11 protein-coding genes, 1 tRNA gene and 1 pseudogene are annotated in these 16,465 nt (G+C 68.4%); 6 read left to right on the top strand and 7 right to left on the bottom strand.

Going from position 1 to position 16,465, the window contains the following annotated elements; all coding sequences use genetic code 11:
- Nucleotides 1-2,621 precede the first annotated feature (2,621 nt).
- Nucleotides 2,622-4,562 carry an NPCBM/NEW2 domain-containing protein gene (locus tag HA039_RS15810; RefSeq protein ID WP_243869469.1) on the top strand — a complete coding sequence of 647 codons (1,941 nt, stop codon included), beginning with the start codon at nt 2,622-2,624 and terminating at the stop codon, nt 4,560-4,562.
- A gap of 312 nt (nt 4,563-4,874) precedes the next feature.
- Here the strand turns inward: HA039_RS15810 and HA039_RS34005 are convergent.
- Both HA039_RS34005 and HA039_RS15800 read right to left on the bottom strand, forming a co-directional pair.
- A pseudogene (locus HA039_RS34005) lies at nt 4,875-5,026 on the bottom strand (telomere-protecting terminal protein Tpg); the annotation flags it as partial.
- A 78-nt stretch (nt 5,027-5,104) separates the two neighbouring features.
- Nucleotides 5,105-5,680, bottom strand: a complete 576-nt coding sequence (locus HA039_RS15800; RefSeq protein ID WP_208298625.1) for a DUF302 domain-containing protein — start codon at nt 5,678-5,680, stop codon at nt 5,105-5,107.
- Between the two features lie 110 nt (nt 5,681-5,790).
- Between HA039_RS15800 and HA039_RS34610 the strand changes: the two genes are divergently transcribed.
- Entirely contained in the window at nt 5,791-6,393 is a 603-nt protein-coding gene (locus HA039_RS34610) for a transposase family protein (RefSeq protein ID WP_425086350.1), read from the top strand.
- Between the two features lie 490 nt (nt 6,394-6,883).
- Here the strand turns inward: HA039_RS34610 and HA039_RS15790 are convergent, their stop codons facing one another.
- Together HA039_RS15790 and HA039_RS15785 are read right to left on the bottom strand one after the other, a co-directional pair.
- Nucleotides 6,884-7,549: an RNA-binding protein gene (locus HA039_RS15790; protein ID WP_167029759.1), complete on the bottom strand. Its 666-nt coding sequence runs from the start codon at nt 7,547-7,549 to the stop codon at nt 6,884-6,886.
- Nucleotides 7,550-7,628: 79 nt separating this feature from the next.
- Nucleotides 7,629-7,702, bottom strand: a tRNA-Gly gene (locus HA039_RS15785).
- A gap of 559 nt (nt 7,703-8,261) precedes the next feature.
- Between HA039_RS15785 and dcd the strand changes: the two genes are divergently transcribed.
- Nucleotides 8,262-8,837: a dCTP deaminase gene (gene dcd, locus HA039_RS15780; RefSeq protein WP_167029756.1), complete on the top strand. Its 576-nt coding sequence runs from the start codon at nt 8,262-8,264 to the stop codon at nt 8,835-8,837.
- A 15-nt stretch (nt 8,838-8,852) separates the two neighbouring features.
- Complete coding sequence (locus tag HA039_RS15775) at nt 8,853-9,326, top strand: phosphoribosyltransferase (RefSeq protein ID WP_167029753.1); 474 nt, start codon at nt 8,853-8,855, stop codon at nt 9,324-9,326.
- Nucleotides 9,327-9,428: 102 nt separating this feature from the next.
- On the opposite strand, the gene HA039_RS15770 is transcribed toward HA039_RS15775, so the two are convergent.
- The 3 genes from HA039_RS15770 to HA039_RS15760 all read right to left on the bottom strand — a co-directional run bounded on the left by HA039_RS15770 (nt 9,429) and on the right by HA039_RS15760 (nt 13,629).
- Nucleotides 9,429-10,400, bottom strand: a complete 972-nt coding sequence (locus HA039_RS15770) for a Yip1 family protein (protein ID WP_167029750.1) — start codon at nt 10,398-10,400, stop codon at nt 9,429-9,431.
- 128 nt (nt 10,401-10,528) lie between these two features.
- Nucleotides 10,529-12,841, bottom strand: a complete 2,313-nt coding sequence (locus tag HA039_RS15765; protein ID WP_167029747.1) for a (Fe-S)-binding protein — start codon at nt 12,839-12,841, stop codon at nt 10,529-10,531.
- A gap of 59 nt (nt 12,842-12,900) precedes the next feature.
- On the bottom strand, nt 12,901-13,629 hold the full coding sequence (locus HA039_RS15760; protein WP_167029744.1) for a sugar transferase: 729 nt from the start codon (nt 13,627-13,629) through the stop codon (nt 12,901-12,903).
- 288 nt (nt 13,630-13,917) lie between these two features.
- Between HA039_RS15760 and dnaK the strand changes: the two genes are divergently transcribed.
- The gene (dnaK, locus tag HA039_RS15755) at nt 13,918-15,783 is read left to right on the top strand and encodes a molecular chaperone DnaK (protein ID WP_167029741.1); all 1,866 of its coding nucleotides are present in this window, start codon (nt 13,918-13,920) and stop codon (nt 15,781-15,783) included.
- Nucleotides 15,780-16,451 (top strand): nucleotide exchange factor GrpE, encoded by a 672-nt coding sequence (grpE, locus tag HA039_RS15750; RefSeq protein ID WP_167029738.1) that lies wholly within the window; start codon nt 15,780-15,782, stop codon nt 16,449-16,451. The genes dnaK and grpE overlap by 4 nt, the downstream gene beginning before the upstream one ends.
- Nucleotides 16,452-16,465: the final 14 nt, after the last annotated feature.

The raw sequence follows: 16,465 nt of genomic DNA, 5'->3' as shown, positions 1-16,465 counted from the left end.
ACGAGAATCGAACTCGCGCCCCGAGCTTGGGAATCACCCGGCACGAGGTCGCTGAGATCTGTCTGACCTGTGGAAACGGTAATCCGGGGACGTCGGCGAGTCGCCTTGACCATGCCGTTCGAGACCGCCGTACACCGCTCCGACTGGCACGTTGTGGCGCGGCCGGCCCGTAGGGACAGGAAACCGGTTTACCGACCAGGCAGTTGCTTCGTACGCCGGGGCCCTCCGTCAACTGGTTCTCGTGGGGTCGAACCCTTTTCTTTCCTCCGGCGAGCCGTGAGCATGGGGGGCATATGCGAAGTACACGGGAGAACGGGACCTTGGCGGAGGGGACTTCGGACGAGGTCTGGCGGCCCTATGTGGATCCTCCGCTGATCACTCCCTGGATGATCGGGCCAGGAGCCGGCGACCCGGCGGACGAAGCGCGGCTGAGGCGGTACCTCCGGGCACTCGTCGAGCGACGAGCCGCTCCCGTCCATCCGCATGCTCCGCGCACTCCAGGTGTTCGACATCGACCCGAACGGCCTCCACCGTCCCGAACCCGTCCTGCTCGCCTGCTGGTTGCGGGTCACCGGAACATGACGTGTCCCGGGCGCTCCTTCCGGGGCGCCCGGGTGCTCCGACGGCGGAGGGCGCGGGGCGTCACGGATCCAGTGAGGTTCCCTCGAACCCGAACGGGACGCCGCACCAGCCCGGCCAGGTCACGGAGGTCAGCCAGCGTGCCGATCCGGTGGACCTGGTTGCCGCCGAAGAGGGAAGATTTTCTGGGAACTCGCCCCCACAAACGGCACGTTGAACGGATGCCCAGGACCCCGCAGCCACCTCACGCGTGTCACGGGTCAGCCACGCCGACGAGAAGGATTGAACAGATGGACGACATCTTCGGAGAACTCATCGAGGAGATCGCGGAAGAGACGGCCGAAGAGATCGGCGGCGAGGTCGCCGAAGAGGTCGTCGAAGGACTCTTCGACTGACCAGGCGTCCATGGGATGCGACAGCGGTCCGGCCCGCACCGCATCCCATGGACGACGCCGACGCCGCCGGTGGTACGGAAGACGGGTACTTCCCGAGCCGCGGAAGTCGCGTAACGGGAACTGTCGCACGGCCCGCCCAGGGATCAGCTCTTCACGACCCGAGAGAGCTTCTTCTACCGAGATTTCTGCTGCGGCTGCATCCTCCACGTGCTCCAGGTCCGGACCACGAGCGTCAGCGGGAAGCGGCGGCCGGCCTGGACCAGATGGTGCAGGCGCAACGCAGGAAGGCCGCCGATCTGCCATCGGGCACGCAACGGGCACAAGGGTCCTGAAGAGGTCTAGACAACAAAGAACCCCCGGGTCGGTGACCTGGGGGTTTGTCGTGGAGTGGGTGACGAGAATCGAACTCGCGCTCTGAGCCGGGGAATCACGGGTGCCTTGTCGGAGTCCGGGCTGGTCAGCGGCATATGTGGTCCTGAAGTGCGCACTGGGGCGCTGCCGTTGGTGACTGTGGCTGACCGCCCCGTACCGCTGTGCATGGTGCGGAGGCGGTGCGGCGGGGCGCGCCCTACCGGTCGTGGATGGCGATGGGGCGGGTGGCGGGTGGACGGTGAGGAGGCCGGCGAGGCTCTTGTGGTCGTCCGGGTTGGTGGTGAAGCGCACCGTGCACGAGCAGTTCGGCGGTGGCCGCATCCTTCAGAAGATCAGCGGACACGGCCTCGCGGATGGCTCGGCCTCGCGTCGGCCGACGCGGAAGCAGTCGCCGAACGGCTCCGGACCTGGACCCGCGAGGGACCCGGCAACGGACTGATGATCGCCGTCGAAGCCCCCAGCGGCTTCCACCGGTTCAACCGAGCCGGCTGGAGCCATCCACCGCTGGCCGGCGTGCAATCGGCGTCGGCGGATGCCCCATTCTCGGTCTCGGTCGGGACCCTAGGGACCACTCCGTGCGCCATCGCGGCGAACGCCTACGGGCCGGTCTACCCCGCAACGCTCGAAGGGCGCGCAAGCGAGACAGTCCTGCGCCGGACCATCTCGCCCTACGCTCCTGACCTCGGGAACCGCGCCTGAATGGACGAAGGGGACTCAACGGCCGGGGCCCGCTCGTCACATGACCGCGATGCACCACGACCGACGCAGCGACGTGCTGCCCGATCAGATGAAGACATCGTCCTCGCCGACGACATCGCGGCCCGCACTCCCTGATCGCCGGGTTCCGCCGCGACCGAGTCGCCCCCGTCGCGGTCTCCCCGTACCTGAGCTGGGTCTGCCGGACAGGCCTGACAGGCCTGACAAGCGTGGAGCCAAACTGGTAACTCCTAATTTAGGAATTATTATTGACGCTCACCGGCGACCGCTGCAAGATCCTGGAAACAAATCGCAGGCGCGCAGGCATGGCCTGGCCCGAAGCCCGACCGCCGCACCCCCCCGCGAGGGAGCGGTACGTAGGACTCACGACCAGGACGGATCTGCACGCCTGATCGATCGGACAGCGAAGGTGCCGATGTGAAACGACAATTCACCGTCCTCCTTGCCCTCCTGACGGGCTTGCTGGTTGTGCCTGTATCCGCCCAAGCCAGCCCAGCGGCCAGCCCTGCCGCTGTCACGGCGCCAGCACCTCGGGCGGCGCTGAGCCCGACGCCGTACATGGGCTGGAACACCTACTACGCGCTGGGTGGCGATCCGACCGAGGCCGAGGTCAAGTCAGTGGCCGACCACCTGGTCAGCAGCGGCCTGCGCGACGCCGGCTACCAGTACGTCTGGATCGACGGCAACTGGGCGGCGCCGACCCCGCGCAGCGCGGCCGGCGACCTGGTGCCCAACCCCGACCAGTTTCCGAACGGGCTGAAGCCGCTGGTTGACTACATCCACTCCAAGGGGCTGAAGGCCGGCATCTACACCGACGCCGGCCCGTACATCCCGGGCAAGTGCGGCCTCGGCAGCCACGGTTACTACCAGCGCGACGCGGACCAGTTCGCCGCTTGGAAGTTCGACGCGGTCAAGGCGGACTACCTCTGCGGGATCGCCGCGAACCTCGACCCGAAGACCGTCTACACCGAGTTCGCGAAGGCGTTGCGGAACAACGCCAGCAAGCGCCCCATGCTCTTGAACCTCTGCAACCCGGTGACCTCCCCGGACTGGGGCAACTACCCGGAGGAGCAGCAGTCGACGTACTCCTGGACCTATGCGCCGGCGATCGCGCAGTCCTGGCGGACGTACACGGATGTGGGTTTTGTCGGCGAGATCAAGTTCAAGGACGTGCTGCGGAACTACGACGCGAACGCGCGGCACCCCGAGGCCGCCGGGCCGGGGCACTTCAACGACCCGGACTACCTCGGACCTGAGCTGGGGATGACCGACGAGGAGTTCCGTACCCAGATGACGCTCTGGTCGGTGGCGGCCGCACCGCTGGTGATCGGCAGCGACATCCGTAAGCTCAGCACGACCTCCCTCGGCATTCTCGAGGACCGCGATGTCCTCGCGATCAATCAGGATTCGGCCGGTGTCCAGGCCGTCCGCGTCGGGCCCGCCGGTACGACGGAGACCTGGGTGAAGCGGCTGGCCGGAGGCGACCGTGCCGTGGTGCTGCTGAACCGGGGCGACAGCCCGGCGACCCTGACCACGAAGGCGTCGTCGGTCGGGCTGTCCGGCCACCGGTTCACCCTGAAGAACGCATGGACCGACCAGGTCACCGAGAGCGCCGGCACGATCAGCGCCGCCGTCCCGGCCCACGGCGCCGCCCTGTTCCGGGTAGGACGGGCAACGGGCAAGCCCGGTGTTCCGCACGTCGTCACCGGCCTGCCGCAGGTGACGCGGGTCGGTGACGACGCGACACCGGCCGGTGCCGCCCCGCTGGCCGCCGGCGGCGACCAGGCCCGGGTCGAGGTGACCGTCCGTAACGACGGTGCGCAGCCGGTCTTCGCGCCGCGGGTCGAGTTGACGGTGCCTACCGGCTGGACGGCCCGTCCGCTCGGCAAAGCGCCGAAGCTGCTGCGCCCCAACCGCTCGGTGACCTTGGCCTTCACGGTGGCCCTGCCGACCACCGCCGCGCCGGGCAGTGCCGTGCTCACTGCCAGGTCGTCGTACGAGGTGATGGGCAAGGGGCGGTTGCGGCAGGAGATGTCCACGGCGATGGTGGTCGCACCGGCGGCGCCGGACGGCGACGTCGTGCTGTCGCACCACCAGTGGATCAGCGGTACCAGCGGGTGGATGAGCCCGACGGTCGACCTGAGTGTCGGTGGATGGTCGCCGATCAGCATGCTCGGCCAGGTCTACCCGACCGGTATCGGGGTCGCTTCGCCCTCCACGGTCCGCTACTACCTCGGCGACCGGTGCAGCCGGCTGACCGCGACCGTCGGCATCGACGATGCGGTACGCAACGTCGGCCCGGAGGGCGGCACTTCGGCCTTCCAGGTAATCGGTGACGGCCAGGTGCTGTTCGACAGCGGTGCGCTGACCCGCGACGACATCCGCCAGGTCGACGTCGACCTGACCGGCGTCCGGGTGCTCGACCTGGTGGTCGGCGATGCCGGCGACGGCGGCTACAACGACCGTGCCAACTGGGCGGGTCTGAACGCGACCTGCTGATTCGGCTCGGCCGCATCAGGTGACACCTCACCTGAGTGCGGCCGATTCGCCGAGACTTCGAGATGCCGTGGCGCGGTGACGCGCCACGGCATCGTGATGTCGGGCCGACCCGGAGGGGGAGCGGAGGGAACCAGGCACGGCCGCGCCGAACGAGCTCGGCGTCGTGCTCCGTGTCGTGCTCGGCGGTCCACAGCACGGGCGGGCCGGTGCCGTTGAGCCGGCCGGTGTGCCGGCCGAGATCGGGTCAGCGGCCGGGCGCGGATCATCACGGCGTCTCATCTACGAGCGCCGCATCCGGTACGCGAAGCTCGTCACGTACCGTTCCACCGTGCGGCGGGAGACCCGCAGCAGCACCTGCGTGGCGGCCTTGTTTTGCCGCCGAGCCGCTTGACCAGGTACCGCATCCACTCGCCCGCGTTCTTCGGTGTCGGTCGGGTGAACGCCTTGCTCACTGCCTTGTCCAGGCCGTCCCCGAACGTCGGTGATCTCGTACGTCACCGAGACTGCTGTCCGTAGTCCGTGTTCACGTGATCGCGGCCACCTCAGGCGAAGTCCTGCTCCGCTTCGACCCCGCACAGACGGAGAAGCTCGATCACATACCTGTCGAGATCTTCGCCGATCTTCGCCACTTCCGCGTTTCCCAGACTCCTGAATTCGTCACTGGGGCGGTGCATGGTGCAAACGGCGTCGCCCTTGTCTTCGCTCCACACCATCATACGCAGAGGCGCATACAGCAATGCTCGAGGATTGTACTGGAACATACTCTGGGCAATTACGTGATTTCCGATCAGGTACTCCACCGACCTGGTCGTGCCTCCGGCCAGCTTCAGGACCTGCGTACCATTGATCCGCCAGTAGCGAATCAGGTGGTGGGGGGCGATCTTCGCCATGGCCGCACGAACGTCGTCCCAGCTACCGCCCTCTTCTTCGATGAGTTCGAACACTCCAGGATCGAGGGGAGGCGCAGCTTTCTCCAGAGCGGTGACGAACTCCGTGTACGGCATACCTGTATGGACATCAACACGTCTGACCGTGAAAATCTCGCTAGGCATTTCCGTCCTCTCCGATACCGCAATTGCCGCGGGAACCGCCTCGCCACCGGCGAAAACGGTTCCCACCGACTTCGACGTTATGCGTCGTGGCGTACCTCCGCAACTCTTATCCAGAGTGATTTCAAAGGCTTGATGATCTTGTAGGTGTGCAGCTCGCGGCGGTGTGACAAGGTCCGGTGGGCGCGCACCGTACGCAGCGAAGCTCCGTTGCGCAGGTGACCTTTTCCAAGTCGCCTTCGCCCAACGGAGTTCCGATCTGCCGCCGATCTCCCGCTGTCTGCTTGACCAAGTCGTCCATCCGTCAGCATCCAGCCGACCGGCCCGCTGGCGCCGATCGGCTGCCGACACTGGCCGATCGGCGGCGGACTCTGGCCGATCCGCGGTGCCGGCCTGGGCGGCGTCACCCTTTGGTGGCTGCCATGCCGGTGGCCTGCTCGGCGGTGGTCACCGGGGTGAAGTCCTTCGCTGCCATCGGAAAGTGGGCCGAGCGAGCGCCGCAGGACACCCTCGCGCGGCTCGGAACCCGCACCGCCACGGCGTTCACCCTGTGCGTCGCACCCAGCGGCGTGACGATCCGCCGGGTCGTCCAGCGCACTTGCCCCGGCGGGCCGGCCGACCCGCCGGGATGCGATCCGGCCGGGAGCGACACGCTGACCGTGGACGGCAAGAGTGCTCGCGGCTCGCGCCTCGGTACGACTCCGGCCGCCCATCTCCTTGCCGCCATGACCGGCGGCGGCCGGACCGTTTACCCAGCTGCGGGTGCCGGACAAGAGGAATGAAATCACCCACTTCCCAGCCCTGCTGGAGCCCTACGACCTGACCGGGGTGACGGTGACCGCCGATTTGAGGGAAAGTCCCACTCGCGAGACCCGTCTCACCGTCTGCCCGCAAGGACTGAAAGGCAGTGCCGCTCCAGTCCGGGAGGACGCCGGCGGCTCCCCGAGCCCGGCACCGACCTTGCGAGCCCCCTTCGCGATCACTCTCTGTCCATGCGAAACCGCCGATTGGGCCCGCGGGTGGTTCTCCGGCTGCTCCGCGGCACGCTTGCCCAGTTCCGAGACCCCGTTGGCCATTTGAGCACCGGCGTTTCTCATTGCTCGTGTGACAGCGGGCGGCCCTCGAATTGTTGGATTGCGCCCCCTACGTCGAACTCGTAGTCCGAGGGAACCTGTCACGCCGCGACCGTAGTGGCCAAGCCCTTGGCGCACCACCGGTTCATGCACACTGCGGGGCTGCTGCATGGCGGGGTGCGCGTGCGCAGAGAGATGGTCAGGTTGTTCTGGCTGCCTCAACAGTGTGTGCGGATGGGCGGGGGTCTGTGGCCCGGATTCGGCCACCTAGGCCGGGGAAGAGGGCTGGTTGGCCTGCGGCCGTGCGCACGGATGCCAGGTTGAGGGTGTCAGTGTTCAGGCGCTCCAGCGTCGGGCGGGGGAGCACGTAGAACTCCCACTGGGTGGTGTCCAGCGGGTCGTAGTTGGCGTGTTCGCGCGCTGTCTGGACGGCGAATACGTAGACGTCTGCGTTGTAGGACTTCTCGTTGGAGTATCCGGTCGTCGGGGTCCAGGTGCGGGCGCGCAGTCCGGTGAAGCGGATGTCGGAGTGGCGGTGTTGTTCCCATGCCTGGAGGTAAGCGCCGGCTTTCACTTCGATGCGGAGGCCGTCGTCCGTCTCCACGTCGTGGCTGGCCCATTCAACCCGGCGCCGAGCGGAGCCGACCGCTTGGTGGACGAGAAACTCGGCGAACACGCCCCGGGTGTTGTTGACCTTGAGGTCCGGCATGGCGAAGCGCCAGAAGTCGACGACCGCGGTGTCGGAGAGTCCGGCGATCGGTTCGTCCCCGCGCAAGGGCATCACCGTGAGTGGGCGCATGGGTTTCTCGGAGGGCACGATCATGGAAGCACTTTCCCAGGTCGTCAGCTTCGACAGCGTCGGCATGGCGGTCACTGGAGGCTGTTCAAGCGAGAATGGTCTAGACAACAAACAAGCCCCGGCCTCTTGGCCTGGGGCTTTTGTGTGGAGCGGGTGACGAGAATCGAACTCGCGCTCTGAGCTTGGGAAGCTCATGTTCTACCATTAAACTACACCCGCCGAGCGAGGCTTTTGTTGGCCTCGCATCGTCGGACACTCTACCTCATCGTGGGCCCCGGGCGTGGTTGCGTCCTGGGGTCCTTTCTGTGTTCGGGGGGTGGATGTGGGGGTGGGGGGCGGGAGTTGGGGTGGGTGGGGGTGGATAGGTTGGGTCGGAGCGGCGGGGTGGGTTTGCGTCCTGTTGATCCCCTAGTGTGGTCCTTTGTCCGCGTTTGTTGGGGAAGGGATCTCATGGATCTGATCGAGCGGCCCGTTGTTCGCTGTGCCGAGGGGCACGTGTTCCGAGCGTCGGCCTTTCCGATGCAGCAGCTCGACGCCGGGCGGATCGGGCCCGGGCGGCTCATCCGGTGTCCGCGGTGTGCTCGGTTGCGGCACGCCGTGCCGGTGGAGGCGGCCGTGGGGGTTGTGGGAGAGGTTGCGGGGGAGGTTGCGCCGCCGGTGGGGGGTGGGGTGGCTGGTGTGGCGGTTTAGGGTGTTCTTGGCTTTTGGGGGTTAGGGGCGCTCGGGGTGCGCGTCGGCCGATTGCGGGTGGCTCGTGCTCCTTGCGTATCCTCGGGGCGTGCTTCTCTCTGACAAGGACATCCGGGCCGAGCTCGACTCCGGACGCGTACGTGTCGAACCGTACGACGCATCGATGGTGCAGCCGTCGAGCATCGACGTGCGGCTCGACCGGTACTTCCGGGTGTTCGAGAACCATCGCTACCCCCACATCGACCCCGCCGTCGAGCAGAGCGACCTGACGCGCCTGGTCGAGCCGGACGGCGACGAGGCGTTCATCCTGCACCCCGGGGAGTTCGTGCTCGCCTCGTCGTACGAGGTCATCTCGCTGCCCGACGACATCGCCTCCCGCCTGGAGGGCAAGTCCAGCCTCGGGCGCCTCGGGCTGGTCACGCACTCCACGGCCGGGTTCATCGACCCCGGGTTCTCCGGGCACGTGACGCTGGAGCTGTCCAACCTCGCGACGCTCCCCATCAAGCTGTGGCCCGGGATGAAGATCGGGCAGCTGTGCCTGTTCCGGCTGAGCTCGCCGGCGGAGTTCCCGTACGGCTCCGAGCGGTACGGCTCCCGCTACCAGGGGCAGCGCGGTCCCACCGCCTCCCGGTCCTTCCTCAACTTCCACCGCACCCAGGTCTGAGGGAAGGGCGGCGCGATGAGTCCGGACAAGCGGGAAGAGCTGTCCTACGAGGACTTCGGTGTCGCCGTGCGCCAGCTGGCCCGCACCGTCGTCGACGACGGGTTCACGCCCGACATCGTCCTCGGTATCGCCCGCGGCGGTGTGTTTCTCGCCGGCGGCCTCGCCTACGCCCTCGACTGCAAGAACATCTCGCTCGTCAACGTCGAGTTCTACACCGGCGTCGGTACGACCCTCGACATGCCCGTCATGCTCGCGCCCGTCCCCGACCTCGTCGACTTCACGGACAAGCGTGTCCTGATCGCCGACGACGTCGCCGACAGCGGCAGGACGCTCAAGCTCGTCCGCGACTTCTGCGCGGGTGAGGTGGCCGAGGTGCGCAGCGCGGTCATCTACGAGAAGTCGCAGTCGCTCGTGAAGTGCGAGTACGTCTGGAAGCGCACCGACGACTGGATCAACTTTCCGTGGAGTGTCCTGCCACCGGTCCGGTAGCCACTCGCGGGCGTCCGACGCGCCGTACCCCATGTAACTTCCTGGTGTCCCGGCTGCCCCGCCGCAGGACGGCGGGGCGGGCCCGGAGCAGGTGAAGACGTCCTACAGCGTGCCCAGCTTCAGCAGCGACAGCAGCGCGACCAGCTGGATCGCCGACGCGCCCAGCGCCTTCGGCCACGGCAGGTCGTGGCTCTTGCTCACCATCGTCGTGAAGAGGAAGCCCGCCGCGACCCAGGTCACCCAGCCGAGGATCTGGACCAGGGAGTTCCCGCCGCCCAGGAAGACGCCGAAGATCAGGCGCGGGGCGTCCGTGATCGACATGATCAGCATCGACAGGCCCACGGTCGGCTGCCACGCGCCGTCGCCGCCGAGCTGGCGGGCCAGGGTGTGCGTCACCGCGCCCAGGATCAGGCCGCCGATGACGAAGGTCACGGCGGTCACCAGGACGTACGGTACGGCCGACGAGAGCGTCGCGTTGATCGTGTCCTCGCGGGCCGTGCCGAAGCCGAAGAGCGCCAGCAGGCCGTAGACGAACGTCACCGTCACGGCCGGGCCCCAGACCGGGTAGTCCCGCATCTGGAGGAAGGTCTGGGCCGGGCGCAGCACGATGCCGCTCAGCAGTTCCTTCCAGGGGAGCCGCGGTCCGGCCGGGGCGGCCGCCTGGCCCGCCTGGTACGTCGCGCCGTCGCCGTACGGGTCCTCGTTCACGCTGAACATCTGCGTGTGGCCCGGGTTGTTGGCGAACGGGTCGGCGCCGTGGCCGCCGCCCTGGCCCTGGTGGGGCTGCTGGCCGTACGGGTCGCCGAAGTACTCCGGTTCGCCGTGGGCGCCGCCCTGCGCGGGGCCTCCCTGGCCGCCGTGCCCGCCGCCGTACTGTCCACCGCCCGTCGGCGGCCACTGCTGCTGCGGAGGGCGTGGCGGCTGCCCGTACGGAGGCGCGGGTTGTCCGCCGCCCCCGTAGCTCGGGGGCGGCGCCTGCCGTCCGTACGGCTGCTGTTGCTGCTGCTGCTGCCGCTGCGGTTGTTGTCGCGAGGTGCGGTTGTCCCGGCCGCGTCCGATCCTGAATCCAGCCACGTCGTCGAACGTACCCGCTCCCGGGCCGTACGGCCGACGCGGTACGGGACCGGGCAGGGTTTGCTGCTGAGCTGTGACATCCCCTAGGGGCCCCGGAGGGCGCGCCCAGGGGATGGCCGCCGAGGCCGCTACTGCACCGGTGCCTCGTCCTGCGTCGGTTCCGGCTTCGGCGGCGTCGAGGGCTCAGGAGCGGGCGGAGGTGTCGCGTCCGAGGACACCGCCCCCGCCGCCACCGGCACCCGTACCGAGTCCAGCAGCAACTGCGCCACGTCCACCACCTGGACGGATTCCCGCGCCGTGCCCTCGTTCTTCTTCCCGTTGACCGAGTCGGTCAGCATCACCAGGCAGAACGGGCACGCCGTCGACACGATGTCCGGGTTCAGCGAAAGCGCCTCGTCCACCCGCTCGTTGTTGATGCGCTTGCCGATCCGCTCCTCCATCCACATGCGCGCCCCGCCCGCGCCGCAGCAGAAGCCCCGTTCCTTGTGACGGTGCATCTCCTCGCTGCGCAGGCCCGGCACGCTCGCGATGATCTCGCGCGGCGGGGTGTAGATCTTGTTGTGCCGCCCCAGGTAGCACGGGTCGTGGTACGTGATCAGCCCCTCGACCGGCGTCACCGGCACCAACTTGCCCTCGTCCACCAGGTGTTGCAGCAGCTGCGTGTGGTGGATGACCTCGAACTCCCCGCCCAGCTGCGGGTATTCGTTCGCGATCGTGTTGAAGCAGTGCGGGCAGGTGGCGACGATCCGCTTGGCCGACCTGGGCTTCCGCGTGGTGGCGTCCTCGTCGTCCTCGCCGAACGCCATGTTCAGCATCGCCACGTTCTCCTGGCCGAGCTGCTGGAACAGCGGCTCGTTGCCCAGGCGCCGCGCCGAGTCACCCGTGCACTTCTCGTCGCCGCCCATGATCGCGAACTTCACGCCCGCGATGTTCAGCAGCTCCGCGAAGGCCTTCGTCGTCTTCTTCGCCCGGTCCTCCAGGGCGCCCGCGCAGCCCACCCAGTACAGGTAGTCGACCTCCGACAGGTCCTCGACGTCCTGGCCGACGACCGGGACCTCGAAGTCGACCTCCTTCGTCCACTCCAGCCGCTGCTTCTTCTGCAACCCCCACGGGTTGCCCTTCTTCTCCAGGTTCTTGAGCATCGTCCCGGCCTCGCTCGGGAACGAGCTCTCGATCATCACCTGGTAGCGCCGCATGTCGAGGATGTGGTCGACGTGCTCGATGTCCACGGGGCACTGCTCGACACACGCGCCGCACGTGGTGCAGGACCACAGCACGTCCGGGTCGATGACCCCGTTCTCCTCCAGCGTCCCGATCAGCGGGCGCTCGGCCTCGGCCAGCGCGGCGGCCGGCACCCCGGCCAGCTGCTCCGCCGTCGCCTTCTCCTCGCCCTCCATGGTCTTGCCGCCGCCGGCCAGCAGGTACGGGGCCTTGGCGTGCGCGTGGTCGCGCAGCGACATGATCAGCAGCTTGGGGGAGAGGGGCTTGCCGGTGTTCCAGGCGGGGCACTGCGACTGGCAGCGGCCGCACTCCGTGCACGTCGAGAAGTCGAGGATGCCCTTCCAGGAGAAGTGCTCGATCTGGGAGACGCCGAACACGTCGTCGTCGCCCGGCTCCTCGAAGTCGATCTCCTTGCCGCCGCTGGTCATCGGGAGCAGGGCGCCGAGCGCCGTGCCGCCGGCCGCGTCGCGCTTGAACCAGATGTTCGGGAAGGCCAGGAAGCGGTGCCAGGCGACGCCCATGTCGGTCTTGAGCGCGACCGTGATCATCCAGACGAAGGACGTCCCGATCTTGATCATCGCGATCAGGTAGACCAGGTTCTGGAGGGTGGTGAGGCTCAGGCCCTTGAAGGCCGCGACGAGGGGGTACGAGACGACGTACGCGGCCTGGTAGCCGTCCGCGTGGTGCAGCGCGCCCTCCAGCCCGCGCAGCAGCAGGATCGCCACCCCGATGACGAGGATGACGGCCTCGACGAAGTACGCCTGGCCGAAGTTCGAGCCCGCGAAGCGGGACTTGCGGCCCGCGCGCGTCGGCAGGGACAGCTGGCGGACCACGATCAGCGTCAGGATGCCGAGCGTCGTCAGCGCGCCGATGAGCTCGACGAACACCTCGTACGGGGTCCAGTCGCCGATCACGGGCAGCAGCCAGTCGGCCTGGAAGAGCTGCCCGAAGGCGTTGACGAGCGTCAGTACGAGCGAGAAGAAGCCGACCGCCACGAACCAGTGCGCGACGCCGACGACACCCCACCGGTTCATGCGCGTGTGGCCGAGGAACTCCTTGGCCACCGTCAGGGTGCGCTGCTTCGGGTCGTCGGTCCGCGTGCCCGCGGGGACGTCCTGGCCGAGTCGCACGAAGCGGTAGATCTGCGCGATGGCTCGGGCGAACAGCGCCACGCCGACGACGCCGAGTACCAGCGACACGATGATCGCGGCGAGTTGCATGTGAGGGGCTCCTCGGGCCTGCGAGGGTGGAAGGTCCAGCACTCGTACTAAGCAGTAACTTAATCGGTTCGTGCTGAGGTTACCCAGTTGTCTCGACGCAATGTAGTGGCGCGGGTGGTGATCTGTGTCGCTGGGGCGCGCCCGCGGGCCGGGGAGCGGGGGGAGGGCGTGGTGCGTACGTGCCCCTGGGGGTGTGCCGCCAGGCGCAGGGCCGGGGCCGTACGGACCAGGATCAGGAGGTCCAGGCCGATCCAGTGGTGCTCGACGTAGTGCTGGTCCAGCAGCGGGGTCTCGTCCCACGGCATCGGCGAGTGCCGCCGTACCTGCGCGAGACCGGTCAGGCCCGGCCGTACGAGCTGCCGCCACGGAGCGGCCGCCGCCGGGGTGCCCAGCCCGAGCGGGGCGGGCCCGACGAGGGACAGGTCTCCGCGTACGACGTGGGGCAGCCGGGAGAGCAGGTCGAGCCGGAACCGGCGGGTGCGCAGCGAGCGCAGGACGAAGGGGTGTCCGTGGAGGCCGGTGCGGTAGTCGCCGGCGAGGACGGGCCGCCCCGAGCCCCGGGCCCGTACCGCCTCCGTGAGCGCCGCCGCCAGCAGGGCCGGGGCCGCGAGAACCAGCAGGGCCGAGCCGAGCGTCAGGTCCAGGAGGCGCTTGGGGTCCGCGAGCCGGGCCAGGCGGTCACCCGCGCGGTGCGCCGCCCGGGTCAGGAGTCCCTTCGCGAGGCGTCCCGTCCGGGTGGCCGGGACGTCCCTCGCGAGGCGCCGCGCCCGTGCCGGGAGTCGTTCCATGGCGGACACCTGACCGTTCTGGGCTCAAGGGGGCTCCGGGGGCTCCCGGGGAACTTTCGGGGCCTTTGTGAAAGTTATGACAGAACGATCGCATGACGCGGCCGCCTCGCCCCGGAGGCACTCCGGGCGCCGGCGGATCCCCTCACCGGCCTTCCGCAGGCCTCCCGCCAGCCCCGTTGCGCCGCGTCAGCACGATTGTTGAGCCCCCTCGACTCAGGTCCTTTGACTCACCGCGATCCGTGATGCATCCTTGAGTCTGTTCCACTCAAGTCAGTTGGAGGAATCGAAATGGCACGTGCGGTCGGCATCGACCTGGGCACGACTAACTCCGTCGTCAGCGTTCTCGAAGGCGGCGAGCCCACCGTCATCACCAACGCAGAGGGCGCCAGGACCACGCCGTCCGTCGTCGCCTTCGCCAAGAACGGCGAGGTGCTCGTCGGAGAGGTGGCCAAGCGCCAGGCGGTCACGAACGTCGACAGGACCATCCGGTCGGTCAAGCGCCACATGGGCACCGACTGGAAGATGAACCTGGACGGGAAGGACTTCAACCCGCAGCAGATCTCGGCCTTCGTGCTGCAGAAGCTGAAGCGGGACGCGGAGGCGTACCTGGGCGAGAAGGTCACCGACGCGGTGATCACCGTCCCGGCCTACTTCAACGACTCCGAGCGCCAGGCCACCAAGGAGGCCGGCGAGATCGCGGGCCTCACGGTCCTGCGTATCGTCAACGAGCCGACCGCGGCCGCGCTGGCCTACGGGCTCGACAAGGACGACCAGACGATCCTGGTCTTCGACCTCGGTGGCGGTACGTTCGACGTCTCGCTGCTGGAGATCGGTGACGGCGTCGTCGAGGTGAAGGCCACCAACGGTGACAACCACCTCGGTGGTGACGACTGGGACCAGCGCCTCGTGGACTTCCTGGTGAAGCAGTTCGCCAACGGCCACGGCGTGGACCTCGCCAAGGACAAGATGGCTCTCCAGCGTCTCCGCGAGGCCGCGGAGAAGGCGAAGATCGAGCTGTCCTCGTCCAGCGAGACGACGATCAACCTCCCGTACATCACGGCGTCGGCCGAGGGCCCGCTGCACCTGGACGAGAAGATCACCCGCTCGCAGTTCCAGCAGCTCACCTCCGACCTGCTGGACCGCTGCAAGACGCCGTTCCACAACGTCATCAAGGACGCCGGCATCGCGCTGTCCGAGATCGACCACGTGGTGCTCGTCGGTGGCTCGACCCGTATGCCCGCCGTGGCGGAGCTCGTCAAGGAGCTCACCGGCGGCCGTGACGCCAACAAGGGTGTGAACCCCGACGAGGTCGTCGCCATCGGTGCCGCGCTCCAGGCCGGTGTCCTGAAGGGTGAGGTCAAGGACGTCCTGCTCCTCGACGTGACCCCGCTGTCCCTGGGTATCGAGACCAAGGGCGGCATCATGACCAAGCTGATCGAGCGCAACACGACGATCCCGACGAAGCGCTCCGAGATCTTCACGACGGCCGAGGACAACCAGCCGTCGGTGCAGATCCAGGTCTACCAGGGCGAGCGCGAGATCGCCGCGTACAACAAGAAGCTCGGGATGTTCGAGCTGACCGGCCTGCCGCCCGCCCCGCGTGGCGTGCCGCAGATCGAGGTCGCCTTCGACATCGACGCCAACGGCATCATGCACGTGGCCGCGAAGGACCTCGGCACCGGCAAGGAGCAGAAGATGACCGTCACCGGTGGCTCCTCGCTGCCGCGCGACGAGGTCAACCGGATGCGCGAAGAGGCCGAGCAGTACGCGGACGAGGACCACAAGCGCCGCGAGGCCGCCGAGACGCGCAACCAGGCGGAGCAGCTCGTCTACCAGACGGAGAAGTTCCTCAAGGACAACGAGGACAAGGTCCCCGGCGACGTCAAGACGGAGGTCGAGGAGTCCATCGCCGAGCTGAAGGAGAAGCTCAAGGGCGAGGACACCGCCGAGATCCGTACGTCCACCGAGAAGGTCGCGGCCGTCTCCCAGAAGCTGGGCCAGGCGATGTACGCCAACGCCCAGGCCGAGGGTGCGACCGCCGGCGCCGAGGCGCCGGGCGCCCAGCAGGGCCAGGCCTCCCAGGACGGCACGGACGACGTCGTCGACGCCGAGATCGTGGACGACGAGCGTGACACCAAGGGCGGTGCCGCGTGACCGAGGAGACCCCGGGCTTCGAGGAGAAGCCTGACGTCCCCTCCGGCGCGACCCCCGAAGACGCCGCGCCGCAGGCCGGCGGGCCGGACTCCGCGAAGGAGACCGGCCCGGCGGCCCCGGCCGGGGACGTGAACGACATAGCGCTGACGGCGCAGCTGGACCAGGTGCGCACGGCGCTCGCCGAGCGCACGGCGGACCTCCAGCGGCTCCAGGCCGAGTACCAGAACTACCGCCGCAGGGTGGAGCGTGACCGGGTCACGGTCAAGGAGATCGCCGTCGCGAAGCTGCTGACGGAGCTCCTGCCGGTGCTCGACGACATCGGGCGCGCCCGCGAGCACGAAGAGCTGGTGGGCGGCTTCAAGTCGGTCGCCGAGTCGCTGGAGACCATCGTCGCCAAGATGGGCCTCCAGCAGTTCGGCAAGGAGGGCGAGCCCTTCGACCCGACGATCCACGAAGCGCTGATGCACTCGTATGCGCCGGATGTCACGGAAGACACCTGCGTCGCGATCCTTCAGCCTGGGTACCGGTTCGGCGAGCGGACGATCAGGCCCGCCCGCGTCGCGGTGGCGGAGCCCCAGCCGGGGGCGACGCCCAAGTCGGAGGAGCAGGCGGGCGAGTCGGGCTCGTCCGCGCAAGGCAAGGACAGCGGTGGCCCCGACGAGGGCTGACGCTGCGGGCACGG

Origin of the sequence: Streptomyces liangshanensis, from assembly GCF_011694815.1 — a bacterium.
GTDB lineage: Bacteria > Actinomycetota > Actinomycetes > Streptomycetales > Streptomycetaceae > Streptomyces > Streptomyces liangshanensis.
The sequence above is the reverse complement of the archived record's forward strand: the minus strand, read 5'-3'. Positions and strand labels throughout refer to the sequence as shown.

Excerpts from the sequence above, each read along its gene's own strand:
- HA039_RS15810 (WP_243869469.1), top strand. The coding sequence starts at position 2,622 with ATGGGCTGGAACACCTACTACGCGCTGGGTGGCGATCCGACCGAGGCC.
- HA039_RS15790 (WP_167029759.1), bottom strand. The coding sequence starts at position 7,549 with ATGCCGACGCTGTCGAAGCTGACGACCTGGGAAAGTGCTTCCATGATC.
- HA039_RS15775 (WP_167029753.1), top strand. The coding sequence starts at position 8,853 with ATGAGTCCGGACAAGCGGGAAGAGCTGTCCTACGAGGACTTCGGTGTC.
- HA039_RS15765 (WP_167029747.1), bottom strand. The coding sequence starts at position 12,841 with ATGCAACTCGCCGCGATCATCGTGTCGCTGGTACTCGGCGTCGTCGGC.
- HA039_RS15760 (WP_167029744.1), bottom strand. The coding sequence starts at position 13,629 with ATGGAACGACTCCCGGCACGGGCGCGGCGCCTCGCGAGGGACGTCCCG.
- dnaK (WP_167029741.1), top strand. The coding sequence starts at position 13,918 with ATGGCACGTGCGGTCGGCATCGACCTGGGCACGACTAACTCCGTCGTC.